27 protein-coding genes are annotated in these 25,868 nt (G+C 37.2%); all 27 read left to right on the top strand.

Annotated elements, in window-relative coordinates; genetic code table 11:
- The first annotated feature begins 4 nt into the window (after window positions 1–4).
- The 27 genes from MHB55_RS07225 to rpsO all read left to right on the top strand — a co-directional run bounded on the left by MHB55_RS07225 (window position 5) and on the right by rpsO (window position 25,586).
- Window positions 5–2,047: a chemotaxis protein CheA gene (locus MHB55_RS07225; RefSeq protein WP_151110521.1), complete on the top strand. Its 2,043-nt coding sequence runs from the start codon at window positions 5–7 to the stop codon at window positions 2,045–2,047.
- Window positions 2,048–2,059: 12 nt separating this feature from the next.
- Window positions 2,060–2,515 carry a chemotaxis protein CheW gene (locus tag MHB55_RS07230; protein WP_144538073.1) on the top strand — a complete coding sequence of 152 codons (456 nt, stop codon included), beginning with the start codon at window positions 2,060–2,062 and terminating at the stop codon, window positions 2,513–2,515.
- Between the two features lie 3 nt (window positions 2,516–2,518).
- Window positions 2,519–3,148 (top strand): chemotaxis protein CheC, encoded by a 630-nt coding sequence (locus tag MHB55_RS07235; protein WP_144538074.1) that lies wholly within the window; start codon window positions 2,519–2,521, stop codon window positions 3,146–3,148.
- Between the two features lies 1 nt (window position 3,149).
- The gene (locus tag MHB55_RS07240; RefSeq protein ID WP_154311109.1) at window positions 3,150–3,656 is read left to right on the top strand and encodes a chemotaxis protein CheD; all 507 of its coding nucleotides are present in this window, start codon (window positions 3,150–3,152) and stop codon (window positions 3,654–3,656) included.
- On the top strand, window positions 3,656–3,952 hold the full coding sequence (locus MHB55_RS07245) for a hypothetical protein (protein WP_144538076.1): 297 nt from the start codon (window positions 3,656–3,658) through the stop codon (window positions 3,950–3,952). Before MHB55_RS07240 ends, MHB55_RS07245 begins: the two co-directional genes overlap by 1 nt.
- Window positions 3,953–4,018: 66 nt before the next feature.
- Window positions 4,019–4,819, top strand: coding sequence for a FliA/WhiG family RNA polymerase sigma factor (locus MHB55_RS07250; protein WP_340862893.1), 801 nt, complete (start codon window positions 4,019–4,021; stop codon window positions 4,817–4,819).
- A gap of 18 nt (window positions 4,820–4,837) precedes the next feature.
- A complete protein-coding gene (locus tag MHB55_RS07255) occupies window positions 4,838–5,137 on the top strand; it encodes an RNA polymerase subunit sigma (RefSeq protein WP_144538078.1) in 300 nt (99 codons plus the stop codon).
- 8 nt (window positions 5,138–5,145) lie between these two features.
- The gene (locus MHB55_RS07260; RefSeq protein ID WP_151110517.1) at window positions 5,146–5,643 is read left to right on the top strand and encodes a hypothetical protein; all 498 of its coding nucleotides are present in this window, start codon (window positions 5,146–5,148) and stop codon (window positions 5,641–5,643) included.
- A gap of 150 nt (window positions 5,644–5,793) precedes the next feature.
- On the top strand, window positions 5,794–6,516 hold the full coding sequence (gene rpsB, locus MHB55_RS07265; RefSeq protein ID WP_144538080.1) for a 30S ribosomal protein S2: 723 nt from the start codon (window positions 5,794–5,796) through the stop codon (window positions 6,514–6,516).
- Between the two features lie 91 nt (window positions 6,517–6,607).
- Window positions 6,608–7,492: a translation elongation factor Ts gene (gene tsf / locus MHB55_RS07270; RefSeq protein WP_144538081.1), complete on the top strand. Its 885-nt coding sequence runs from the start codon at window positions 6,608–6,610 to the stop codon at window positions 7,490–7,492.
- A gap of 107 nt (window positions 7,493–7,599) precedes the next feature.
- Window positions 7,600–8,325, top strand: a complete 726-nt coding sequence (gene pyrH / locus MHB55_RS07275) for a UMP kinase (RefSeq protein WP_144538082.1) — start codon at window positions 7,600–7,602, stop codon at window positions 8,323–8,325.
- The gene (gene frr, locus MHB55_RS07280) at window positions 8,325–8,882 is read left to right on the top strand and encodes a ribosome recycling factor (RefSeq protein WP_144538083.1); all 558 of its coding nucleotides are present in this window, start codon (window positions 8,325–8,327) and stop codon (window positions 8,880–8,882) included. The genes pyrH and frr overlap by 1 nt, the downstream gene beginning before the upstream one ends.
- Window positions 8,883–9,020: 138 nt before the next feature.
- Window positions 9,021–9,815 carry an isoprenyl transferase gene (locus MHB55_RS07285; RefSeq protein ID WP_151110515.1) on the top strand — a complete coding sequence of 265 codons (795 nt, stop codon included), beginning with the start codon at window positions 9,021–9,023 and terminating at the stop codon, window positions 9,813–9,815.
- Entirely contained in the window at window positions 9,812–10,603 is a 792-nt protein-coding gene (locus MHB55_RS07290; protein WP_151110513.1) for a phosphatidate cytidylyltransferase, read from the top strand. The genes MHB55_RS07285 and MHB55_RS07290 overlap by 4 nt, the downstream gene beginning before the upstream one ends.
- An 18-nt stretch (window positions 10,604–10,621) precedes the next feature.
- Window positions 10,622–11,770, top strand: a complete 1,149-nt coding sequence (gene dxr, locus MHB55_RS07295; protein ID WP_144538086.1) for a 1-deoxy-D-xylulose-5-phosphate reductoisomerase — start codon at window positions 10,622–10,624, stop codon at window positions 11,768–11,770.
- Between the two features lie 41 nt (window positions 11,771–11,811).
- Window positions 11,812–13,071: an RIP metalloprotease RseP gene (gene rseP, locus MHB55_RS07300; protein WP_340844318.1), complete on the top strand. Its 1,260-nt coding sequence runs from the start codon at window positions 11,812–11,814 to the stop codon at window positions 13,069–13,071.
- A gap of 356 nt (window positions 13,072–13,427) precedes the next feature.
- Window positions 13,428–17,741, top strand: a complete 4,314-nt coding sequence (locus tag MHB55_RS07305) for a PolC-type DNA polymerase III (RefSeq protein WP_427658679.1) — start codon at window positions 13,428–13,430, stop codon at window positions 17,739–17,741.
- A gap of 135 nt (window positions 17,742–17,876) precedes the next feature.
- Window positions 17,877–18,356, top strand: coding sequence for a ribosome maturation factor RimP (gene rimP / locus MHB55_RS07310; RefSeq protein ID WP_144538089.1), 480 nt, complete (start codon window positions 17,877–17,879; stop codon window positions 18,354–18,356).
- A 22-nt stretch (window positions 18,357–18,378) separates the two neighbouring features.
- Window positions 18,379–19,509 carry a transcription termination factor NusA gene (nusA, locus tag MHB55_RS07315; protein WP_144538090.1) on the top strand — a complete coding sequence of 377 codons (1,131 nt, stop codon included), beginning with the start codon at window positions 18,379–18,381 and terminating at the stop codon, window positions 19,507–19,509.
- 20 nt (window positions 19,510–19,529) lie between these two features.
- Window positions 19,530–19,808, top strand: coding sequence for an RNase P modulator RnpM (gene rnpM, locus MHB55_RS07320; RefSeq protein ID WP_144538091.1), 279 nt, complete (start codon window positions 19,530–19,532; stop codon window positions 19,806–19,808).
- Window positions 19,805–20,125, top strand: a complete 321-nt coding sequence (locus MHB55_RS07325) for a YlxQ family RNA-binding protein (RefSeq protein ID WP_144538092.1) — start codon at window positions 19,805–19,807, stop codon at window positions 20,123–20,125. The genes rnpM and MHB55_RS07325 overlap by 4 nt, the downstream gene beginning before the upstream one ends.
- Window positions 20,126–20,129: 4 nt before the next feature.
- Window positions 20,130–22,505, top strand: a complete 2,376-nt coding sequence (gene infB, locus MHB55_RS07330; RefSeq protein ID WP_144538093.1) for a translation initiation factor IF-2 — start codon at window positions 20,130–20,132, stop codon at window positions 22,503–22,505.
- Window positions 22,505–22,783, top strand: a complete 279-nt coding sequence (locus MHB55_RS07335) for a DUF503 domain-containing protein (protein ID WP_144538094.1) — start codon at window positions 22,505–22,507, stop codon at window positions 22,781–22,783. The genes infB and MHB55_RS07335 overlap by 1 nt, the downstream gene beginning before the upstream one ends.
- A gap of 22 nt (window positions 22,784–22,805) precedes the next feature.
- Window positions 22,806–23,150, top strand: a complete 345-nt coding sequence (gene rbfA / locus MHB55_RS07340; protein ID WP_144538095.1) for a 30S ribosome-binding factor RbfA — start codon at window positions 22,806–22,808, stop codon at window positions 23,148–23,150.
- 71 nt (window positions 23,151–23,221) lie between these two features.
- A complete protein-coding gene (truB, locus tag MHB55_RS07345; protein WP_144538254.1) occupies window positions 23,222–24,142 on the top strand; it encodes a tRNA pseudouridine(55) synthase TruB in 921 nt (306 codons plus the stop codon).
- A 1-nt stretch (window position 24,143) separates the two neighbouring features.
- Window positions 24,144–25,088, top strand: a complete 945-nt coding sequence (gene ribF, locus MHB55_RS07350) for a riboflavin biosynthesis protein RibF (RefSeq protein ID WP_144538096.1) — start codon at window positions 24,144–24,146, stop codon at window positions 25,086–25,088.
- Between the two features lie 228 nt (window positions 25,089–25,316).
- The gene (gene rpsO / locus MHB55_RS07355) at window positions 25,317–25,586 is read left to right on the top strand and encodes a 30S ribosomal protein S15 (protein ID WP_053589935.1); all 270 of its coding nucleotides are present in this window, start codon (window positions 25,317–25,319) and stop codon (window positions 25,584–25,586) included.
- Window positions 25,587–25,868 lie beyond the last annotated feature (282 nt).

The following is a 25,868-nucleotide window of genomic DNA, read 5'->3' on the forward strand; positions in this document are numbered from 1 at the left end:
GTTCATGGATACAAATCAATATTTAGAGATGTTCATTGAAGAAAGTAAGGAGCATTTACAAGCTTGTAATGATCATTTGCTTGAGCTAGAGAAAAATCCTCAAAATCTTTCAATCGTAAATGAGGTATTTCGTTCTGCCCACACATTAAAAGGTATGTCTGCAACGATGGGATACGAGGATATTGCCAATTTAACGCATAAAATGGAGAATGTTCTCGATGAAATTAGAAACAGTCGTTTAGATGTTACACCGGAATTACTTGATGTAGTTTTTGTTGCAGTCGATCAACTGGAAGAAATGGTTTTTAATATTGCGGATGGTGGAGATGGCAAGCTAGACGTTGAAGAAACCGTTCGAAAACTTCATTTAATCGAAAAAGGTGAAATGGAAGTTGCAGCTACTGTTATGAGTAAAGTAGATAACAATGAAAAACACCAGAATTTTTTATCCTATGACGACTATGAAATGACTGTTCTTCAACAATCGGCGGAGCAAAACTATTTTACATATGAAATCTCGGTAAAGCTACGCGAGGATTGCTTGTTAAAAGCTGCACGTGTTTATATGGTGTTTGAGCTCTTAGAAAAAATGGGTGATGTTATCAAATCCTCACCTACAGTTGAAAGATTAGAGGATGAAGACTTTGATGAACAGTTCTACATTGCAATTGTTACGACTGAAGAGCAAGAAGATGTTCAAAAGAAACTGATGAAAGTATCGGAAGTTACAGAGGTAATAGTAAATCCGGTTAGTATAGAGCAGCTAAAAACTCGTCAAAACGAAGAGTTTGAGAAGCAAGAGAGTAAAAAAGAAGAGATAAAGATTGAGGAAAAACCTTCTTCAGAAGTGAAAAAAGCGGAAGAAAAGCAATCATCACCTAAAAATGGGCAAACCCATGGTAACAAAACAATCAGAGTAAATATCGAGAGATTAGATATTTTGATGAACCTGTTTGAAGAGCTAGTAATCGATAGAGGTAGACTTCAATCTATCTCAGAAAACCTGCATGATAGTGAATTAGAAGAGACTGTAGAACGAATGGCTAGAATTACAGGAGACTTGCAAAACATCATTCTTAACATGCGTATGGTACCTGTAGATACGGTCTTTAACCGATTCCCTAAAATGGTTAGACAATTAGCTAGAGATTTAAACAAAAAAATCAATCTCCAAGTCATTGGAGCAGAAACGGAACTAGATCGTACAGTTATTGATGAAATCGGGGATCCCCTTGTTCATCTCATTAGAAACTCGTTAGATCATGGTATTGAGAGTCCTGAGATTCGTAAGGCAAATGGAAAGCCTGAGGAAGGTACCGTAGTTCTTCGAGCTTATCACAGCGGAAACCATGTGTTTATAGAAATCGAGGATGATGGAGCAGGTATAAGTCGAGAAAAAGTATTGAAAAAAGCTATAGCTAAAAATATTGTTACGCCAGAAGCTGCTGCTTTATTGTCGGATAAACAGGTAGCAGAGCTAATTTTATCTTCTGGTTTTTCAACTGCGGAAGTCATATCCGATGTATCTGGTCGTGGTGTAGGATTAGACGTAGTGAAAACAACCATTGAATCTTTAGGCGGTTCAATTGAGATTTCGTCAACAGAAGGGAAAGGCTCCTTATTCTCTATTCAATTACCTTTAACATTGTCTATTATATCAGTTATGTTAGTAGAGCTAGGTGAAGAGATTTATGCTGTTCCTCTTTCTTCTATCATTGAAACTGCTATCATCCGATCTTCTGACATTTTGAACGCACACAATCAAAAAGTAATTGATTTCCGTGGGAAGGTCGTTCCACTTGTCTTTTTAGAAGAGGTGTTTGAAGTACCTAGAGCACACAAGGAAGAAGAATTCCATTCAGTTGTTTTAGTTCGCAAAGGGGATAAAATGGCTGGTCTTGTTGTAGACTCATTCATTGGTCAACAAGAAATTGTTCTAAAATCTCTAGGAACCTATTTGTCTAGTGTATTTGCTATTTCAGGTGCAACTATTTTAGGAAATGGAAAAGTGGCTCTTATAGTAGATTGTAACGCGTTAATTATGTAAGGAGGAGAAACAATGGCAGAAGCTTTAGATTTACAAAACTTAAAAGTAGTTGTTTTTCAGTTAGCTGACAAAGAATATGTTATTCCTGTTAGTCAAGTCCAAGGAATTGAAAAACTAATCCATATAACTAGAGTTCCAAAAACTCCTTCATTTGTAAAAGGAGTTATTAATCTTCGTGGTGTAGTTACACCTATTATTGACTTAAAGAGCAGATTCAATCTAGGAGAGAGCACGTTAGATGAATCTTCTCGAATTATTATTATCTCTTTAGAGGATATGAATGTTGGAGTAATCGTGGACTCTGCAAATGATGTATTAGATATACCGATGGACTCCATAGAGCCTCAGCCAGAAGTAGTAGGAGGATTAGAACAAGATTTTATTGCAGGAGTTACTAAAATTGATAAACGTTTGTTGATTTTACTACATCTTGACTTAGTATTAAATCCTATTAAGGCTGGAGCTTAGTATATGTTTGAAAATAAGATTACGTCTATGCATCTTGATGTATTAAGGGAAATAGGTAATATTGGTGCAGCGCATGCTGCTACTGCATTATCTACCTTGTTAAATAAGAAAATAGACATGAATGTCCCTAAAGTTGAGATGGTAACTTTTGATGAAATGATGGATCTTGCTGGTGGAGCAGAAAGCGTAGTTGCTGGTATCTATCTTCGCATCGATGGAGATGTCAATGGTAGTATGTTTTTTGTTTTACCCGTTGAGCAGGCAAACCAATTCATCAGAAGATTGATCCAAGATGAAAGTTTAGACTTTGAAAAGGGACAGGTTACAGAGATGGGAGCGTCTGCGCTTCAGGAGCTAGGAAATATCTTGTCCGGTTCATATTTGTCTGCGTTGTCCGATTTCACTAAACTTAGTATTTATCCAACAGTTCCAGCACTTTGCGTTGATATGGTGGGAGCTATCATAAGTTTTGGGCTTGTAGAGCTTTCACAAGTAAGTGATTATGTCATTGTTATCGATACCGCTATTCATGAAGATGAAGATGAGAGTGGTAAAATTGTTCATGGTCATTTCTTTTTATTGCCAGAGCCGGATTCATTTCAAGCTATTTTCCGAGCATTAGGAGTAGAATAATATGATTGAACAAAGTCAAATTGGTCACGTAGTAAAAGTCGGGATAGCTGATATGAATATAGCAAAGGCACCACATACGATAAGGACATCTGGATTGGGTTCATGTGTAGGAGTTGTTCTTTACGATGATAGAAATCAAACAGCCGGCATGGTGCATGTAATGCTTCCGAATTCTAGTTTAGGAAGATCTGAAAAGATTAATATAGCCAAATTTGCTGATACTGGTATACCAGCGCTTATTGAACTATTAAAAATGGAAGGGTTGGCTCCTTCGAGACTCCGCGCTAAAATAGCTGGCGGTGCTCAAATGTTCCAATTCTCTTCCAGTAGAGATACTATGCGAATAGGTCCTAGAAATGTGGAGGCAGTAAAAGAGTATTTACACAAATACTCTATTCCCATTATATCTGAAGATACTGGGGGAAATAGTGGACGTACTATTGAGTTTGATCCATCCACAAAGCTATTGAACGTTAGAACAGTAAATCAGGGAGTGAGAGACATTTAATGGCAGGTTCAATTTTATTTAATTGCTGGGTAGCTCTTCTTGCATTTAGTTGTTACTTTCTTTTTTCATACCCCTTTGTAGAAGGGATTGTAATTTTAATACCATCTCTTATATGTGCACTATTATTTTTTATATTAGCCTTTTTTGGAAGAGCGGCTATATCATATGTTCTAGAAGATAAAACTAAAAAAGTAGAGGAAGAGGTCCTTTTATCTCAAAATACCACTTCCTCACCAATAGATTCATCAAAAGAATACGCTAACATTATAAAAAACATGATAAATAATGAATCATAAATGGGGGGCGATATATTTTCGCCTCCCCTTTTTATACGAAATTTTGGTATAATATCCATATATATAATGGAAAAGGTCGAAAGGGGGATTATTGTGTCAAAACTAAATTCGACAGAGGAGCAGCTCCTTTGGAAGAAATGGACAGAAAGCAAGGATCCTCAAGCAGGAGATTTACTTCTAAGAAAATATACTCCTCTTGTAACCTATCATGTGCAGCGTATTGGAGCTGGCATTCCTCAAAATGTTTCAAGAGATGAACTGAAAAGCCTTGGTATGATGGGACTTTTTGATGCTTTAAATAAATTTGATCATTCCAGAGATTTAAAGTTCGATACGTACGCATCCTTTCGTGTTAGAGGTGCAATAATAGACGGCTTGAGAAAAGAAGACTGGCTACCAAGGTCCTCACGTGAAAAGGCAAAAAAGCTAGACCAGAAGATTGAAGAGCTAGAACAAAAACTAATGCGTCATGCAACACCTGAGGAAATAGCACAATTTGTTGAGGTTTCGGTTGAAGAAGTTTATCAGACAGTGCAGGAGCATTTCTTCTCTAATGTTCTATCGATCGATGAACAGCTACATGACCAAGACGAAATGGATAATAAAGCATTTGTCATTAGAGATGATACGCAGACTACGCCTGAGCAGCAGCTTGTCAAGGGCGAGTTACTTAATGACCTAGTGAACCAAATTCAACACTTAAATAAGAACGAACAATTAGTTTTAAGCTTATTTTATACTGAAGAGTTAACCTTGACGGTTATAGGTGAAATGTTAGGCCTATCAACCTCCAGAATTTCTCAAATACATTCCAAGGCTCTTTTTAAGCTTCGGAAGCTTTTGGCAAGTGAAATGATGAATTCATAATATGCGGAGGGAAATTCTATGAGCTTAAAAGTTGTTGAACTACAGATTGCTATACCGAAAACATTTGATGCGGGTAAAATGTCTGAGCAAATGCAGCAACAAAGTGCTATAAACCAAGCGAATGCTCAAGCTGCAACTGAAAGGCAAATTGAGAGAAATAGAGAAACAGTTATTAAATCCAATAATATAGAAGCAGACGCCGAACAAGGCTCAAAGCAACAAACTGAGCAAGAAAATGAAAAAAGAGAAAAAAAAGAACAAGAAAATAAAGAGACAAAGCACCCCTTTAAAGGTAACTTTGTAGACTTTAGCGGATAGGAGTAAAAATGACGTCTATAATTTTAACAGTTTTATTTCTACTCCAAATAATTAGTTTTTATTTCATCGCATTGTTGAATATGAAAATGTCTAAGTATAAGGGTATGGAAGACAAGCAAGAGCAGATGATTAAAGAAATAGAAAATTCTTTTAGTGCCTACATTGCAGAAATCAAGGACGAAAATGATCGCCTTTTACATGAGCTCAAAGAACAAAATAATTACTCTTCTGAAAAGAAGGAAGTAATCTCTATTGCTAAAAAAGAGATTTCATCTGCTTCAAACGAGGAAAGCCAATCATTAATAATATCAAGACCACTAGTTTCAAAACAAAAGGCAGCTAGTAGTTATGTTCAATCTTCCAATTTACCAGAAAAAGAGATTCCTATTACTTTAAAGGAAAAAGTATTGTATTATTCGGAAGAAGGTAAAAACCCTACAGAAATAGCTAAGTTGCTCCAAATTGGAAAGACAGAAGTCGAGCTCTTCTTGAAATTTCAGGATTAAAATGGTTGAAAGTTAATTATATCTATGGTATATTACAAGACGGTATGAATATACACGCATTTCTGATGGAATTGGCAGGTGCTCTTACAAAAGAGTAGCCGATGAAAAATGAAGAATGCGGAAGACTAAACCAAACCAGGAGGAAATAAAATGTCAGTAATCTCTATGAAACAATTACTTGAGGCTGGTGTACACTTCGGTCACCAAACTCGCCGTTGGAATCCAAAAATGAAAAAATACATTTTTGTTGAGCGTAACGGAATCTACATCATCGATCTTCAAAAAACGGTGAAAAAATTAGAAGAAGCTTATGACTTCATGCGCCAAGTAGGTCAAGATGGCGGGAAAGTTCTTTTCGTTGGAACTAAAAAGCAAGCTCAAGAAGCTATTAAAGAAGAAGCAGAACGTTCAGGAAACTACTATATTAACCAACGTTGGTTAGGTGGTACTTTAACTAACTTCGGTACAATTCAAAAACGTGTAGCACGCTTAAAAGCAATTGAAAAAATGGAAGAAGACGGAACTTTCTCTGTACTTCCTAAAAAAGAAGTAGTTCAACTTAAAAAAGAACACGAACGTCTAGTTAAATTCTTAGGCGGTATCCGTGACATGAAAGCTATCCCGGATGTAATGTTCGTAGTTGACCCACGTAAAGAGCGTATTGCAGTTGCAGAAGCTCGTAAATTGAACATTCCATTAGTAGGAATCGTTGATACAAACTGTGATCCAGATGAAATCGACTATGTAATTCCTGCAAATGACGATGCAATTCGCGCAGTGAAATTATTAACTGCTAAAATGGCGGATGCATTACTAGAAGCAAGACAAGGTGAAGATGCAGAAGTAGCTTCAGCTGAAGTTGCTGCTGAGTAAGACACATGTAAGTAACAGGTGATAAGCGGCCAAACCACTTATCACCTTTTTTTGAGAAAATGACATTTAATTGTACTAGGAGGAATTTATAATGGCAGTTACAGCACAAATGGTAAAAGAATTGCGTGAAAAAACTGGCGCAGGTATGATGGATTGTAAGAAAGCTCTAGTTGAAACAGATGGCAACTTAGAAGCAGCAATTGACTTCTTACGTGAAAAAGGTCTTTCTTCTGCAGCTAAAAAAGCTGATCGTATCGCAGCTGAAGGTACAACTTTCATCGAAATCGATGGCAATAAAGCTGTATTATTAGAAATGAACGCAGAAACTGACTTCGTTGCCAAAAATGAAGGCTTCCAACAATTAGTTAAACAAGTAGCTTCTCATTTATTAACTACTGAACCAGCTTCAGTTGAAGAAGCATTAGCTTCTAACATTGAAGAAGGCGTTACAGTTGAAAATGCTATTTCTAACGCAGTAGCTAAAATTGGAGAAAAAATTACTCTTCGTCGCTTTGTTATTGAAACAAAAACAGATGCGGATGCATTTGGTCCATACCTTCACATGGGAGGTCGTATCGGAGTTCTTACAGTACTTGAAGGTTCTACTGATGAGCAAGCGGCAAAAGACGTTGCAATGCACATTGCTGCTTTAAACCCATCATACATTTCTCGTGATGAAGTATCTGCTGAGGAAGTAGAGCACGAGCGTAAAGTATTAACAGAACAAGCATTAAACGAAGGTAAGCCAGAAAATATTGTAGCTAAAATGGTAGAAGGCCGTCTTGGTAAATATTTTGAAGAAGTGTGCTTATTAGACCAATCTTTCGTTAAAAATCCAGATCAAAAAGTTCGTACATTTGTGGAATCAACTGGTGGTAAACTAGTTTCATTCACACGCTACGCTGTTGGTGAAGGAATTGAGAAACGTGAAGATAACTTTGCTGAAGAAGTAATGAGCCAAGTTAAAGGTAAATAATAAAAAATAAATAGTAAGAACGTATGTTGTTCTTATTTTATAGAAAAACTCTAGGGAGCACGTAATTTGTGTTCCCTATTTTTCAAGAAAAGAGATGGAGGATATCTATGAGCACACCACAATATAAAAGAATTGTTTTAAAACTAAGTGGCGAAGCATTGGCTGGAGAAAAAGGTTTTGGATTGTCTCCTGAGATTATTAAATCAGTAGCGGAACAAGTGAAGGAAGTTGTTGATCTTGGAGTTGAAGTTGCTGTTGTAGTTGGAGGAGGCAATATTTGGAGAGGTAAAATAGGCAGCGAAATGGGAATGGACCGTGCTAATGCCGATTATATGGGCATGTTGGCTACGGTTATGAATTCATTGGCACTGCAAGATTCTCTAGAACAATGTGGAGTTGAGACGCGTGTACAGTCTTCCATTGAAATGCGTCAAGTGGCAGAACCGTACATAAGAAGAAGAGCGATTCGTCATTTAGAAAAAAAACGTGTAGTAATATTTGCAGCGGGAACGGGTAATCCATACTTCTCGACTGATACTACAGCAGCTTTAAGAGCAGCTGAAATAGAAGCTGATGTTATCTTAATGGCTAAAAACAATGTAGATGGTGTGTATTCAGCTGATCCAAAAATGGATAAAACAGCAGTGAAATATGATGAATTGTCTTTCTTGGAGGTAATTCAGCAAGGCCTACAGGTGATGGATTCAACGGCTTCCACTTTATGTATGGACAATGATATTGCACTTATTGTATTCTCAATTATGGAAAATGGAAATATTAAACGGGCTGTCCTAGGTGACTCTATTGGAACAGTCGTTAGGAGGAATTCATAATGCCGAAACAAGTAATAGAGCAAACAAAAGACAAAATGGCTAAAACAATTCAAGTGTATACAAGAGAGCTAGCTTCTATTCGTGCTGGTCGTGCAAGCGCATCTTTACTTGATAAAATTACTGTGGACTACTATGGTGCGCCAACACCGATTAACCAAATGGCTGGTATATCGATACCAGAAGCGCGCTTACTAACAATTCAACCTTATGATAAATCCATTCTGGGAGATATCGAAAAAGCAATTATGAAATCAGACTTAGGAATCACTCCTACAAACGATGGTAATCTTATTCGTATTGCTATTCCTGCACTGACAGAAGAGCGCCGTAAAGAATTAGTAAAACAAGTTAAAAAAGAAGCTGAAGAAGCTAAAGTGAATATCCGTAATGTACGTCGTGATGGGAACGACGACCTGAAAAAAATGGAGAAAGCTGGAGAAATCACAGAAGATGATTTAAGAAGCTACACAGAAGAAATCCAAAAAATTACGGATGCAAATATTGATAAAATCGATGCAATCACTAAAGATAAAGAAAAAGAAATTCTAGAGGTTTAAGATACTCTTCTAGCAAGTAGTACAGTTGAACCTTTATCCGAAGAAGGCGTCCTTTTAGAAGGACGTCTTTTTATATTCGTTTTTATTTGTTATGATAAGACTATATGCTTCGATAAGGTTTAAAGTGGAGGTTAATGCATGCTAAAAAAACTTATTCGTAAAAATGATAAAGCGATAAGTATCTATTTAAATGAACGAGTGGAAAATGCACAAAAAGAACAGTTGCCAGACCATATCGCCATTATTATGGATGGTAATGGCAGATGGGCTAAAAAGAGAGCCTTGCCAAGAGTAGCTGGACATCATGAAGGAATGCAAACTGTAAGGAAAATAACTAGATTTGCCAATGAAGTGGGTATAAAAACGCTCACATTATATGCATTCTCAACAGAGAACTGGAAAAGGCCTAAAATTGAAGTTGAATTTTTAATGCGTTTACCTGAAGAATTTTTAAACTCCTATCTACCTGAGTTAATGGAACAAAATATTCAGGTAAGAATGATGGGTAATATTGAACTTTTGCCAGAGCATACTAAGAAGGCTGTTACAAAAGCAATGGAGCAAACTGCCGAAAATAACGGTCTCATATTAAACTTTGCTCTAAACTATGGAAGCAGAGATGAAATTGTTCAAGCGGTAAAAAAAATTGCTCTAGATATTCAAGAAGGTAATATGGAGATAAATGATATTACAGAAAATAATATTAATAGTTATTTAATGACGAAAGATTTAAGTGAACCAGATTTACTGATTAGAACTAGTGGGGAAGTACGTTTAAGTAACTTCATGCTTTGGCAACTCGCATATACAGAATTCTGGTTTACAGACACATTGTGGCCAGATTTCGATCAGGAATGTTTGATAGAAGCTATTGAAACCTTTCAAAAGCGAAATAGAAGATATGGTGGAATTAAGGAGGAAGAAACAAATTGAAAACAAGAATTATCACGGGTGCCGTCGCTTTAGCACTCTTTCTTCCAATAGTTCTGCTAGGAGGACCTGTATTTACTGTTCTTATATACGCAATTGCTACAGTAGGATTATATGAAATACTAAAAATGAAGGGTTTAAGTCTCTTTTCTTTTTCAGGTATCATATCGCTACTTCTTTTGTTTTTACTATTATTCCCTTCAGCTTATACAGAAAATATAGTTAACCTTACAGGTCATACAAAGCTCGAATGGGTATTCGTAGCTGTTTTTCTCTTGCTTATTTTCACTGTGCTAACGAAAAACAGTTTTACATTTGAGGATGCCTCCTTCGTGCTTGTGAGTACTTTATATGTAGGGATAGGTTTTTATTATTTTATTGAAACTCGAGAAAGTGGATTGGCATATCTCATATTTGCGTTACTGATTGTATGGACTACTGATTCAGGTGCTTATTTTACAGGTAGAAAAATTGGGAAACGAAAACTATGGCCAGAGATTTCTCCAAACAAAACAGTAGAAGGATTTGTAGGAGGGATACTATGGGCAATAATCACTGCTCTAATTATCCAATGGATTAATCCACTTACTTCCTCATACATTGTCCTAATCGGGATTACTATTATAGCCTCCATTTTTGGACAACTGGGGGATTTGGTTGAATCGGGTATTAAAAGACACTTTAATGTAAAAGATTCAGGTAAACTACTACCTGGACACGGTGGAATATTAGATCGCTTTGACAGTCTTCTTTTTGTCTTGCCATTATTGCACTTTTTACATTTTATATAAGGGAGACGACATTATTTCATGGGTAAAAGAATAAGTTTATTAGGTGCAACTGGTTCTATTGGGCTCCAAACTTTGGATATAATAAGAGAGCACCCAAATAAGTTTCAATTAGTTGCATTTTCGGTAGGTAAAAATATAGAAGAAACAAGAAAGATACTAAATGAGTTTCATGTAGAAGTTGTATCTGTACAAAAAGAAGAAGATGCACTTTTACTGCAACAAGAATATCCAAAAATAGAAGTAGTTTTTGGAGATGCCGGTTTGATACAAGTTGCAGCTCATACGAACGCGGATGTTCTAGTAAATGCGGTTTTAGGGAGTGTAGGTTTAAGACCAACATTAGAAGCTATTAAAAAGGGAATTACCATTGCTATTGCAAACAAAGAGACATTGGTTACGGCTGGTCATTTAGTTATGCAAGCTGCCCAACAATATAATGTGCCAATCCTGCCTGTTGACAGTGAACATTCTGCGCTATTCCAAGCGATGAATGGAGAAAAGAAAAGCGAGGTTTCCAAGCTTATTATTACTGCATCTGGAGGTAGCTTCAGAGATCGAACACGTGAAGAATTAAAAAGTGTCACTGTAAAAGAAGCGTTAAACCATCCTAACTGGTCAATGGGTTCAAAAATTACGATTGACTCAGCTACGATGATGAACAAAGGGTTGGAAGTAATTGAAGCTCATGTCCTCTTTGATATTTCCTATGATGACATTGAAGTGTTATTACATCGTGAAAGTATTATCCACTCCATGATTGAATTTAAAGATACTAGTGTTATAGCCCAATTAGGGACGCCGGATATGAGGGTGCCTATTCAATATGCGTTGTCCTATCCAGATCGTCTAGAACGATCAAATGCACACCGATTAAACTTAGCGGAAATTGGCAAGCTTCATTTTCAAGAGATGGACTACAAGAGATATCATGCATTAAAGCTGGCGATTGACGCAGGACGAGCAGGCGGAACAATGACAACTGTATTAAATGCGGCTAATGAAGCAGCAGTTAGTCTATTTTTAAAAGAAAAGATTACATTCTTAGAAATTGATGAATTAATTGAGCGAGCAATGGACGAGCATTCGAATGTTTCTTCACCAGATTTAGATACTATATTATTTGTTGATAGCCAAACGAGAAAAAGTGTACAAAACATGGTAAAATGATGTATTGAGGAAAGACAAGCAGGAGAAAAAGGTGGGGTATAATGGAAACAGCCATTGCGTTTATAATCATATTTGGAAGTATTGTTTTTTTTCATGAACTAGGGCATTTTATTTTTGCAAAAAAAGCTGGAATAATGGTTAGAGAATTTGCCATTGGTTTTGGACCTAAAATTTTTGGTATGACAAAAGGGGAAACACTGTATACAATCCGTTTATTACCTTTGGGTGGTTATGTACGGATGGCTGGAGAAGATTTAGATTCTATTGAATTACAGCCTGGATATCGTCTAGGTGTTCGCTTAAATGAGAACAATGAAATAGATCAAATTGTACTCAACCAGAACAAACAATTCCCTGATATGCTCTTTCTAGAAGTAGAAAGATCTGATTTGATGAAAGAAATGTATATCGAAGGCTACGATGAAGAAGAGCGTTTAGTTCGTTATCAAGTTGCAAGAAAAGCTGTTATTATTGAAAATAATACCGAAACCTTTATCGCCCCTTATGATCGACAATTCGGTTCCAAAACAGTTGGACAACGTTCTATGGCGATTTTCGCAGGACCTTTGTTTAACTTTATATTAGCATTCTTTATATTCTTAGCTTTAGGATTACTTCAGGGAATTCCAACTAACGAGCCTATTATTACAACAGTTGTAGATAATAGTCCAGCAGCTTTAGCAGGAATGAAAGATGGCGATTTAGTTAAAGAGATTGACGGAATGCCAATTACCGAATGGGAAGAACTATCGCTAGCCGTTAGAGATAGCGCTAACGAACCGATGACCTTCGTGATAGATAGAGATGGTACTACGGAAGAATTGATAGTAACTCCAAAGGAAGTAACGACAGAAGCAGGTAAGGTTGCCCAAATTGGTGTTCAATATATGAGTCCTTTAGAAAAAAATCCAATTGGGGCAATTTTCTTTGGGGCTGAACAAACCTATGAATGGACTAAAAGAATATTTACTATCTTAGGTACATTAGTTACTGGCTCCTTTTCTATTGATGACTTGTCTGGTCCAGTGGGAATATATAAAGCGACGGAAACAGTCGCGCAATCAGGCGTATATAACCTAATGCACTGGGCAGCTATTTTAAGTATAAATCTAGGGATTATGAATTTGTTACCATTACCAGCCCTCGATGGAGGAAGATTGTTGTTCTTCCTTTTTGAAGCAATTAGAGGAAAACCAGTCGACAAACAAAAAGAAGGAATGGTTCATTTTGTAGGAATCATGCTTCTTATGGTATTGATGGTTGTAGTCACTTGGAATGATATTCAAAGATTCTTCTTTTAAAATAATTTTGTGAGAAAATGGAAGAACTATTTATTTGTGGTTTTGATAAAATTACGTTAGGGAGGAAGTTCGAGTAGCTGAACTTCCTTTCTTTTTCTGTAAATTGTTCTTTCATATTATAAAGGAATCAATTTTTTGAAATCTATATGCATTTCAAATAAAGTAGAATTAAATTTCGCTTTCGGAGGACGCTTTCCGTGGGGTGAGCGATAAGCTATTACCCGTCGCTTATGTGCGCAGTTTTTATGTCTTATTTGTTACTCATCCCACAGAAGTCGCCGCCTAACCCTACAATCATACAGAAAAGAAATAAAATAAATAGAAAATAACTTTTAAAAGAAGGGGGAATAGCTAAGATGCAAGATGGCAAAATGAGAATGCATTTATTGCTGCAACAACTAGAGCTGACTGAAGATGCTTTTGTACAGCATTTTGAGAATGCTTCTATTACCAGATTTACGGTCCATAAAAAGCAAAGACAATGGCATTTTCAAATCAATTTAGCAAACATTCTTCCGATTGAGGTTTATACTAAATTCCAAACAAGACTACAAGAAAAATTTCAGGGTATAGCAACTGTTTATTTAAATATAAAAAGCGAAAATCCAGAAGTCTCTGAACCGCTAGTAAAAGCGTACTGGACAAGTGTCTTAAAAGAAATGAGCGATATGGCTCCTCCATTAAAAGATTGCTTGCTAGGTCAGGAGCCAGAGTGGAATGGACAGATGATACAGCTTACTTGTGGGCAGGATTTACAGCTCCGTACATTCAAAAAAAAATATATCGAACACATTTCAAATGTGTATGAAAGCTTTGGATTTCCTAAACTCGCAATAGATTTTAAATTGGTTGAGGATACCGAAGCACTAGCAGAAGCCCAAGTTGCCTTCTTAGAACAAAGAAGAATGGAAGAAGAAGAGCTAGGGAAAAAAGCTTTAGTTGATTTACAAAAGAGAGAATCTCAACGTCAGGATAGTGGAGATGCGGGAGAAGATGGACCATTCCAGCTAGGTACCCCTTTGAAAAAAGAAGAGGCGAGCGTGGAAATACGTTCTATTCAGGACGAGGAGCGTAGAGTTACGATTGAAGGCTTTGTTTTTGACGTGGAGGTTAAAGAGCTTAGAAGTGGAAGATCTCTATTAACTGCAAAAGTGACGGATTACACAGATTCAATCCTAGTTAAAATGTTCTCAAGAGACAAAGAAGACGCTGGAATGATGGCACGTCTTAAAAAGGGAATGTGGATAAAAGTAAGAGGCTCCGTGCAAAATGATACATTTGTGCGCGATTTAATCGTAATGGCTCAAGATATGTGTGAGATTAATCCAGTACTAAGATATGATACTTCAAAAGAAAAACGAGTGGAGTTACATATGCATACCCCGATGAGTCAAATGGATGCTGTTTCTTCTGTTTCAGCTCTAGTTTCTCAAGCAGCCAAATGGGGGCACAAAGCAGTAGCGATTACTGATCATGCCAATGTACAATCATTCCCAGAGGCGTATGCAGCTGGTAAGAAGAATGGTATAAAAATTTTATACGGCTTAGAGGCAAATCTAATTCACGATGGAGTGCCAATAGCTTATGACGAACAACATATTGCACTGGAAGATGCTACGTATATTGTCTTTGACGTAGAAACGACAGGGTTATCTGCTACTTATGATAAGATCATTGAGCTTGCAGCAGTAAAAATGCACAACGGTACTATTATTGACAAATTTGAAAGATTTGTTAATCCGCATCATGCTTTGTCCGCAACAACAATTGAGCTAACTGGTATCACGGATGATATGGTTCGTAATGCTCCAGAGATAGAGGATGTTATTAGAGATTTTCATGAATTTATCGGTGACGGGATTATTGTTGCGCATAATGCGTCGTTTGATATGGGCTTCTTGTATGAGGGTTATCGAAAATGCGATATTAACCATTTTGACCATCCAGTTATCGATACATTAGAACTAGCTCGTTTTTTACATCCGGAAATGAAAACACATAAACTAGGTACACTAACGAAAAAATTTAATATCGAATTAACCCAAGCCCATAGAGCGATCTTTGACTGTGAGGCAACAGGTTATCTTTTATTGCATTTATTAAAAGAAGCTGAAGCACAAGACATTCATTATCTTGATGACTTCAATAAGCATATTGGGCAAGGTGATTCCTACAAACGAGCAAGACCATCACACTGTACTATTTTAGCGGTTAACGATGAGGGTCTAAAGAATCTATTTAAATTAGTTTCCCTTTCCCATACAACTACCTTCTATCGCGTGCCACGTATTAAACGTTCGGTGCTTCAAAAGCATAGAGCAGGGTTAATAATTGGCTCTGGTTGTGATCGTGGAGAGGTTTTCGAAGGGCTTATGCAAAAGCCTTTGGAGCAAGTTGAAGAAATTGCCAAGTTCTATGATTATTTAGAGGTACATCCTAAAGAAGTGTACGCTCATTTAATTGAAATGGAACTAGTAAGAGATGAATGGAACTTAGAAGACATTATTCGCAAGCTGATTAAAGTAGGGAAAAAGTTAGGGAAACCAGTTGTTGCTACTGGAAATGTACATTATTTACATGAGACGGATGCAATGTTCCGCAAAATTTTGGTGAATTCTCAAGGGGGAGCAAATCCTTTAAATCGTCATGAGCTACCAAAGGTTCACTTTAGAACTACCAATGAAATGCTAGATTCCTTCTCGTTTTTAGGAGAAGAGCTGGCAAAAGAAATAGTCATTACGAATCCTAACAATATTGCAGATTCGATCGAAGACATTAAGCCAATCAAAGACGATCTTTATACTCCAAAAATTGAAGGAGCAGATGACGAAGTTAGAGAGTTAACCTATACGAAAGCTAAGGAAATTTATGGTGAGGAATTGCCAGAGATAGTTGAGGCACGTATTGAAAAAGAGCTTACGTCTATTATTGGACATGGATTTGCTGTTATTTATTTAATCTCTCACAAACTAGTGAAGAAATCTTTAGATGATGGTTATTTGGTTGGATCCCGTGGATCTGTAGGCTCATCACTTGTCGCAACCTTGATGGAGATAACTGAAGTAAATCCTATGCCTCCTCATTATATTTGTCCTAGCTGTAAACATTCTGTATTTTTCCAAGATGGTTCTGTAGGATCTGGATTTGACCTTCCCAATGCCAACTGTGAAAAATGTGATACTCCTTACGTTAAGGAAGGACAAGATATTCCTTTCGAAACATTCTTAGGGTTTAAAGGAGATAAGGTTCCTGATATTGACTTAAACTTTAGTGGAGAATATCAACCAACAGCACATAACTATACAAAAGAGCTGTTTGGGGAAGAGTATGTATTCCGAGCAGGTACTATAGGAACAGTAGCGGAAAAGACAGCGTATGGATATGTTCGAGGTTATATGAATGATAATAATATATCATTACGTGGAGCAGAAATAGATCGCTTAGTACAAGGATGTACAGGTGTAAAACGTACAACTGGACAGCATCCAGGAGGTATTATTGTTGTACCTGACTATATGGATATATTTGATTTTTCACCAATTCAGTTTCCGGCAGATGCACAGGATTCAGAGTGGAAAACGACGCATTTTGACTTCCATTCCATCCATGATAATCTACTGAAATTAGATATTCTTGGACACGATGATCCGACCGTTATACGGATGCTGCAAGACCTTTCTGGAATTGATCCGAAAACGATACCGACGGATGATCCGGAAGTTATGAAGATCTTTAGTGGACCAGAAACTCTTGGAGTAACAGAAGAACAAATTGATTGTAAAACGGGAACGCTAGGTATTCCGGAGTTCGGTACTCGATTCGTAAGACAAATGCTCGAGGAAACAAAACCATCAACCTTCTCAGAACTTGTTCAAATATCAGGTCTTTCTCATGGGACGGATGTTTGGTTGGGCAATGCACAAGAACTTATACAAGCAGGAACATGTCAGCTTTCAGATGTAATTGGCTGTCGTGATGATATTATGGTTTATCTAATCTATCAAGGCTTAGATCCTTCACTTGCATTTAAAATAATGGAGTCTGTGCGGAAAGGGAAAGGACTAACACCAGAATTTGAAGCAGAAATGAAATCAAAAGGTGTAGCTAACTGGTATATTGAATCATGTAAAAAGATAAAATATATGTTCCCTAAAGCTCATGCTGCTGCCTACGTTTTAATGGCCGTTCGTATTGCATATTTTAAAGTTCACTTCCCAATACTATACTATGCAGCATATTTTACAGTACGAGCATCCGATTTTGATTTAATCTCTATTGTAAATGGCTCACATACAATTCGAGCTAAGTTAGATGAAATTAATGCAAAGGGATTAGAAGCATCTAACAAAGAAAAAAGCTTGGCGACTGTATTAGAGCTTTCTCTGGAAATGTCTGAGCGAGGAATTAGAATGCAAAAGATTGATCTTTATAAATCTAAGGCACATGAATTTACTATTGAAGGGAATACTTTAATACCTCCATTTGATGCCGTTCCAGGCTTAGGTACGAACGTTGCTGTTCAAATAGTAAATGCTCGACAAAATGGAGAGTTCTTATCTAAAGAGGATTTGCAGCAAAGAGGTAAAGTTTCCAAAACGATTATTGAGTATCTGGACTCGATGGGTTGCCTAGAAGGGCTACCTGACGCGAATCAGCTATCTCTGTTTTAGTCACTAATTTGCAAACAAACCTATGGTATGGTAAGATAAAACTACCAATGTTTCATAGTTCTGTGACGAAAGAGTGGGATTTCCCGCTCTTTTCTGTTGTTATATAGAAAATCATGGTTGTGTAGGGAGGCCTTTATGAGTAATATAACTAGTAAAATTGAAGAGCTTGTTTTACCTATTTTGCAAGAGATGACCTTAGAGCTCGTTGATGTTGAATATGTTAAAGAAGGTCGCGATTGGTTTTTACGTGTATATATTGATACACCTTCTGGTGGCATTGATATTGAGCAATGTGCCCAAGTAAGTAATAAGCTAAGTGAAAAATTGGATGAAGAAGATCCTATTAAGGAAAATTATTTTTTAGAAGTTTCCTCGCCTGGGGCAGAGCGTCCTTTAAAGAAAGAAGCTGATTTTATCTCAGCTATAGGGAAATATGTTTTCATTAAAACTTATGAGCAAATTAACGGGGCTAAAGAGTTTGAAGGAACATTACTTTCTTATTCTGCTGAAGAAGGCGCTTTAATAGAAGTTCGCATCAAAACAAGAAGAGTTAAAATTCAAATTGAAAAAGAGAAAATTGCGCTTGCTCGTTTAGCAATCGATTTCTCTGCATAATGTATATTGAGGAGTGACAGCTGTGAGTAGTGAGTTATTAGATGCGTTAACTGCGCTAGAGAAGCAAAAAGGAATTTCAAGAGATGTCTTAATGGAGGCGATTGAGGCTGCATTAGTTACGGCATACAAAAGAAACTTCAATCAAGCTCAAAATGTTCGAGTGGATATCAATTTAGCTAACGGTTCTATGTTAGTTTATTCTAGAAAAGATGTAGTAGAGGAAGTTAGTGATAGCAGACTGGAGATTTCTCTTGAGGATGCACAAGCTATTAACCCACATTATGCTCTTGGAGATGTAGTAGAGGAAGAAGTTACTCCACGTAACTTTGGACGTATTGCAGCACAAACAGCAAAACAAGTGGTGACTCAGCGAGTACGTGAGGCAGAGCGTGGGTTAATATATGAAGAGTATGTTGATCGTGAAGATGATATAGTAAACGGTATTGTTGAACGACTTGATGCTCGCAATATTTATGTAGGATTAGGGAAAGTGGAAGCTGTTTTACCAGTAAACGAACAAATTCCGACTGAAACTTATCGTCCTCATGACCGTATCAAAGTTTATATTACAAAGGTTGAACGTACAACTCGTGGACCACAAGTGTTTGTTTCTAGAACACATCCAGGATTACTTCGTCGCTTATTTGAGATGGAAGTGCCTGAAATTTTCGAAGGTATTGTAGAGATTAAATCTATCGCTCGTGAAGCTGGAGATCGTTCGAAAATATCTGTATTCGCTCATAACGATGAAATTGATCCAGTTGGTTCATGTGTAGGTGCGAAAGGTGCTCGTGTTCAAACGATTGTCAACGAACTAAGCGGAGAAAAAATTGACATTGTGGAATGGTCAGAAGATCCGGTAGTTTTCGTGGCAAATGCACTTAGTCCTTCGAAAGTTTTAGACGTTCAAGTAAATGAAGAGGAAAAATCCACTACAGTAGTAGTCCCGGATTATCAGCTATCTCTCGCTATTGGTAAAAGAGGTCAAAATGCAAGACTTGCAGCTAAGCTAACAGGTTGGAAAATTGACATTAAAAGTGAGACGGATGCTAGAGAACTAGGAATTTATCCTAACGAGAATTCTCCGCAACTAATTGTAGAAGAATTAGAAAACGATATGGATGATTTTGATTTTTACAAAGACGAAGAGTAAGAATAGGAGGCTGATTTAGTATGGCCACTCAAAAAAAAATCCCATTACGAAAATGTGTTGCTACTGGAGACATGTTTCCTAAAAAAGAAATGATTCGAGTAGTTCGTTCGAAAGAAGGCGAGGTTAGCGTGGATCCGACTGGAAAGAAATCTGGTCGCGGCGCGTATGTCTCTAAAACTGTAGAAGCAGTTAACCAAGCAAAGAAGAAGAATTCTTTAGGAAATCATTTAGAAGCAAGCATACCAAATGAAATCTATGACGAGTTAATAGTCATGATCGAAAGAGAAAAATTGAAATGAATTTAGAACAACAAATTACTCAATTATTAGGACTTGCAACTAGAGCTAGAAAAACTATATCTGGTGAAGAGTTAGTCGTAAAAGAAATTAGAAGTAAAAAAGCAAAGTTAGTTATATTAGCTAATGATGCTTCACAAAATACGGCAAAAAAATTGAATGATAAATGTGCATCTTTTAACGTTGAGCTGCATGTCTTTGGAGACCGGCACGATCTCGGACATGCGACGGGAAAAGAGGCCAGGGTGGCAATAGCCATTATGGATGACGGTTTCGCTAAAAAACTGTCCGGCCTTCTCAACGAATATAACCGGGGGTGAGCTAATGACTAAAATCAGAGTTCATGAATACGCGAAACAAATTAATAAATCAAGTAAAGAAGTTATTGAGCAACTAGGAAAAATGAATATTACAGTTACGAATCATATGTCTACGCTTGAAGGGGATGCTGTAAGTAAATTAGACGGCGTTTATAAAAAAGGTGGCGCTGGAAATAATTCAGCTTCACAACAGACTAAACCTTCTAATCAAGGGCAACAAAGACCAAGTAACCAGAACCAATCTAGACCGTCTTCACAAGGACAACAGAGACCAAACAACCAGAACCAATCTAGACCGTCTTCACAAGGGCAACAAAGACCAAATAACCAAAATCAATCTAGGCCATCTTCAGGGGGACAATCACGTCCTTCAACCAATGGTCAATCACAACAAAGACCTGCAAATACGTCGAATAATCAAGGATCTAATTCTCAAGGTTCAAATAATCAACCAAAAGAGAAAAAAGTCTTTAATAATAATAACCGACCTGGAGGACAAAATCGTCCGGGTGGTCAAAATAGACCAGGGGGACAAAATCGTCCAGGCCAACGTCCAAACAAGCGTAGAAAAGGACCGACAACTCCTGTTCAACCACCAGTGCCAAGAAAAGAAAGAGAACTTCCAGAAAGAATTACTTTTACGGAATCTCTAACTGTAACAGAACTTGCGAAAAAATTAGGTCGTGAACCTGCAGAAATTATTAAAAAATTGTTCTTACTTGGTGTAATGGCAACAATTAACCAAGAGCTAGATAAGGATGCAATTGAACTTATTTGTGCAGACTACGGTGTAGAAGTGGAAGAAGAAATCAAAATCGATATTACTGATTTAGAAGTTCATTTCGAAGCTCCTGTGGAAGAAGATTCTACACACACAGTAGAGCGTCCACCAGTAGTAACAATCATGGGACACGTTGACCATGGTAAAACTACTCTGTTAGACTCTATCAGACACACTAAGGTGACAGCTGGAGAAGCGGGTGGTATCACTCAGCATATTGGTGCATACCAAGTAGTGGATAACGGTAAAAAGATTACTTTCTTAGATACTCCAGGGCATGCTGCGTTTACAACGATGCGAGCGCGCGGAGCAAAAGTAACTGATTTGACCATTTTAGTAGTTGCAGCAGATGATGGAGTAATGCCTCAAACGGTTGAAGCTATTAACCATGCGAAAGCTGCAGAAGTTCCAATCATCGTAGCAGTTAACAAAATGGATAAACCAGGAGCAAATCCTGATCGTGTAATGCAAGAACTTACAGAGCATGGTTTAGTGCCAGAAGCTTGGGGTGGAGAAACAATTTTCGTACCAATCTCTGCATTAAAAGGCGATGGTATTGATAACCTGCTTGAAATGGTTCTACTTGTTTCAGAGGTTGCTGAGCTAAAAGCTAACCCTAAACGTCTTGCTTTAGGAACAGTAATTGAAGCACAGTTAGACAAAGGTAGAGGTTCTGTTGCTACGTTATTAGTTCAAGATGGAACTTTAAAAGTTGGAGATCCAATCGTAGTAGGTCATGCATTCGGCCGTGTCCGTGCAATGGTTAATGACCTTGGCCGACGTGTGAAAGAAGCTGGTCCTTCAACTCCGGTTGAAATTACTGGATTAAACGAAGTTCCACAAGCAGGAGATCGTTTCGTTGTATTTGAAGACGAGAAAACTGCTCGTCAAGTTGGTGAAACACGTGCATCTCAAGCACAAGTGAGCCAACGTTCTGAAAAAGCACGTGTTACTTTAGACAACTTGTTTGATCAAATGAAACAAGGGGAAATGAAAGAACTAAACCTAATTGTGAAAGCAGACGTTCAAGGTACTGTAGAAGCAATGGCTGCTTCATTGATGAAAATTGAAGTTGAAGGTGTAAATGTTCGAATTATCCATACTGGAGCTGGAGCAATCACTGAGTCAGATATTAGCCTTGCAGCTGCTTCCAATGCAATTGTAATTGGATTTAACGTACGTCCTGATACAAATGCGAAACGTGCCGCTGAACAAGAGGGCGTAGATATTCGACTTCACCGTATTATTTATAAAGTAATTGAGGAAATCGAAGCAGCTATGACTGGACTACTTGATCCAGAATTCCAAGAGAAAATCATTGGTCAAGCTGAGGTTCGTGAAACATTCAAAGTATCTAAAGTGGGAACTATTGCTGGTTCGTATGTAATCGATGGCAAAATCACTCGTGATAGTGGCGTTCGCGTAATCCGTGATGGAATTGTTATTTTCGAAGGTGAGCTAGATACGCTTAAACGCTTCAAAGATGATGCTAAAGAAGTTGCAAAAGGTTATGAATGTGGTATTACGATTAAAAACTTCAATGATGTCAAAGAAAGCGATATAATCGAAGCTTACATTATGGAAGAAATTAAACGATAATGATTGTGTATGCAGAGTGTGAATTTCTCATCCCTACTGCACATTCATTGAAAGAAAAAAGAGCAGTATTACAGCGTATGCTCACTAGAACAAAACAAAAATTCAATGTTTCAATATCTGAGTTAGATCACCAAGACGTTTGGCAGCGTACTAAAATCGGAATAGTTGCCATTGCCTCTGACAAGCGTGCAGTGGAACGCGAGTTAACACTTGCCATTCGTTTTTTGGAATCTAACCCAGAATGGGAATGTATTGATATCAACAAAGAATATTTATGATAGAAGATGAGGTGTAGCAATTATGTCAATGCGTGCTAACCGAGTTGCCGAGCAAATGAAAAAAGAGTTAGGCGAAATCATAGGACGAAAATTAAAAGATCCTCGTATCGGTTTTGTCACAGTAACCGATGTAGCAGTTACAGGCGACTTACAACAAGCGACGATTTATATTACAGTGTTAAATGGTAACCGTAACGATACATTAAAGGCTTTAGAAAAAGCAAAAGGCTTTATCCGTTCAGAAATTGGGCAGCGTATCCGTTTACGAGTTACTCCTGAGTTATTGTTTGAATATGATGAATCTGCTGCTTATGGCAATCATATTGACGATTTACTAAGACAGATTAACAAATCTTCTGAGGAATAAAACACAAAAAAGAAGTCTGCTTATCCAATGAGCAGACTTCTTTCTTGTATTTTGAATATGGGGTGAATAATATGTACGAAGGCATACTTCCTCTATGGAAGGAAAAAGGGATGACCTCACATGATTGTGTCTTTAAATTACGGAAAATCTTGAAGATGAAACGAATAGGTCATACTGGAACACTAGATCCAAGTGTTGAAGGTGTGTTACCAATTTGTCTTGGTCAGGCAACTAAGGTGTCTGAATATGTAATGAATGAGGGAAAAACTTACGTGGCTACTGTTGCTATTGGAATTTCAACTACAACAGAGGATGCTGATGGAGATATAGTTTTAGAGGATAACTCGGAAAAGAAATTTTCTCGTGAGCAAATATTAAATGTACTGCAGCAACTTACGGGAGTCATTACACAAACACCTCCGATGTATTCTGCAGTTAAAGTAAATGGGAAAAAATTATACGAGTATGCAAGGGAAGGGAAAGAAGTAGATCGTCCCAGCAGACAAGTAACTATTAATGATTTAAAATTACTTGATGATGATTCCGTATTTTCTGGCCAACAAGTGTTATTCTCTATTGAGATTAACTGTAGTAAAGGCACCTACATCCGTACACTTGCCGTTCAAATAGGCGAGCTACTTGGATATCCGGCCCATATGTCATCGCTAGTGCGCACTGCTTCTGGAAATTTTACAAAATTGCAGTGTCTAACTCTTTCAGAAGTACAACAATCTTTGGAAAATGATGCTCTGGAACAAAGTATTTTACCGTTTAAACACGCATTATCCAAATGGCCATTCGAGGAACTAGATAATTCATTGAAAAAATGGATTACAAATGGCTCTGTATTGGAAATACATCCACTGCTGAATACAAATGACAAAATGGTCTTCACAGACAATGGGGAGCCAATTGCGGTATATATTAAACATCCAACAAAAAGTGGTATGATGAAACCAGAGAAAATGTTTTCATCAGATAAAGGAGAATAATATGAACGTATATCACTTATCTTATCCCAATCATTTATATAATGTTACTAACAATGAAGCTTATTCCCTAGCAATAGGATTTTTTGATGGTGTCCACACCGGACACCGTGCAGTTATCCAAGAGGCTTTAAATAAAGGTAAAGAAAAGAGTATCAAGACAGCTGTTATGACGTTTGATCCTCATCCTTCTCTTGTTCTAGGTGGGAGAAAAGAGCAAGTATTCTATATTACACCTTTGGAACAGAAAATCGAGATACTGGAACAAATGAATGTAGATGCTTTATTTGTCGTAAGGTTTACTTCAGACTTTGCGAAGCTCTCGCCTGCTCAATTTATTGACTCATTTATTAAGCATGCAAATGTTAAACATGTGACTGCAGGGTTCGATTTTACGTTTGGATCTTTTGGTAAAGGTACGATGCAGGATATGGAGGAGCTTTCTAACGGAGAATATTCCGTTTCTATAGTTGGCAAGCAAGAGCTTGCTGGCGATAAAATAAGTTCTACTAGAATACGTGAGGCACTAAAAGAGGGCAAAGTGGAAGTGGCAAAAGAGCTTTTAGGTCGTCCTTTTATGCTATCTGGTGTAGTTGTCCATGGTGATAAACGAGGTAGAACAATAGATTTTCCTACTGCTAATATCCAACCAAAGGAAGGACAATTTACTCCGGCTATTGGTGTATATGCAGTGAAGATACAGGTCCAGGAAATCTGGTATGAGGGAGTATGTAACGTTGGGTATAAGCCAACATTTAATAACCCGGAAGAAAAGAAATTATCGATTGAAGTACATATTATAAATTTCGACCAATCTATTTATGGAGAAGAAGTATCCGTGCATTGGTACAAGCGTATACGTGCCGAACAAAAGTTCAATGGGATTGACGAACTTAAAAAACAAATCGGGAAAGACAAAAATTACGCTATGGAATACTTTAAAATGTAAGCTTTTTATAATTTCTAATATCCAGAAGATAAATTTTTATGGTTATTAACCCTCTCGCTATTATTTTAAAGTAACAAATGGAATACCTTTCATAAAAGTTGCTTCGTATAAGAGATTATGCTATTCTTTATAAGTACAAAAATGTACTTAACCTTTCCTTGGCTTTCTCGATTCTCCAACGGCTGCTCAGGAACAGGGGATATTAAGATTTTTAGGAGGAAACCTATAATGGCAATTACACAAGAACGCAAAAACGAACTAATCGCTGAGTTCAGAACTCATGAAAGCGATACAGGATCTGCAGATATCCAAATCGCAATCCTTACTGAAGAGATTAACTCTTTAAACGAACATTTACGTACACATAAGAAAGATCATCACTCACGTCGTGGTCTATTCAAAATGGTTGGACGTCGTCGTAACTTATTAAAATACTTACGTGAAAACGAAGTACAACGCTACCGTGAACTAATCGCAAAACTTGGTTTACGTCGATAAGATACACCTAGGAAAGCGGGATTTATCCCGCTTTTTCTATTGGTATAAAATTTATTTCTAAGGGAAATTGTTATATATTAGTATTAGCGAGTAATTTTTGTTTTTTTTAGTAAAATATTTCGCATAGTTTCGATATTTTTGATACACTACTTATGATACATATAACCATTAGAACGTCCTTTTTTAAAGGCCGTGTTATATTTCAATTTGTACAGAAATAGCAGATAGTGAGCAAAAGAGCTTACATATACCTTTGGATATGAAAGATTTTGCGAAAATCAT

It is taken from the genome of Psychrobacillus sp. FSL K6-1267 (assembly GCF_038003265.1).
Classification (GTDB): Bacteria; Bacillota; Bacilli; order Bacillales_A; family Planococcaceae; genus Psychrobacillus; species Psychrobacillus faecigallinarum.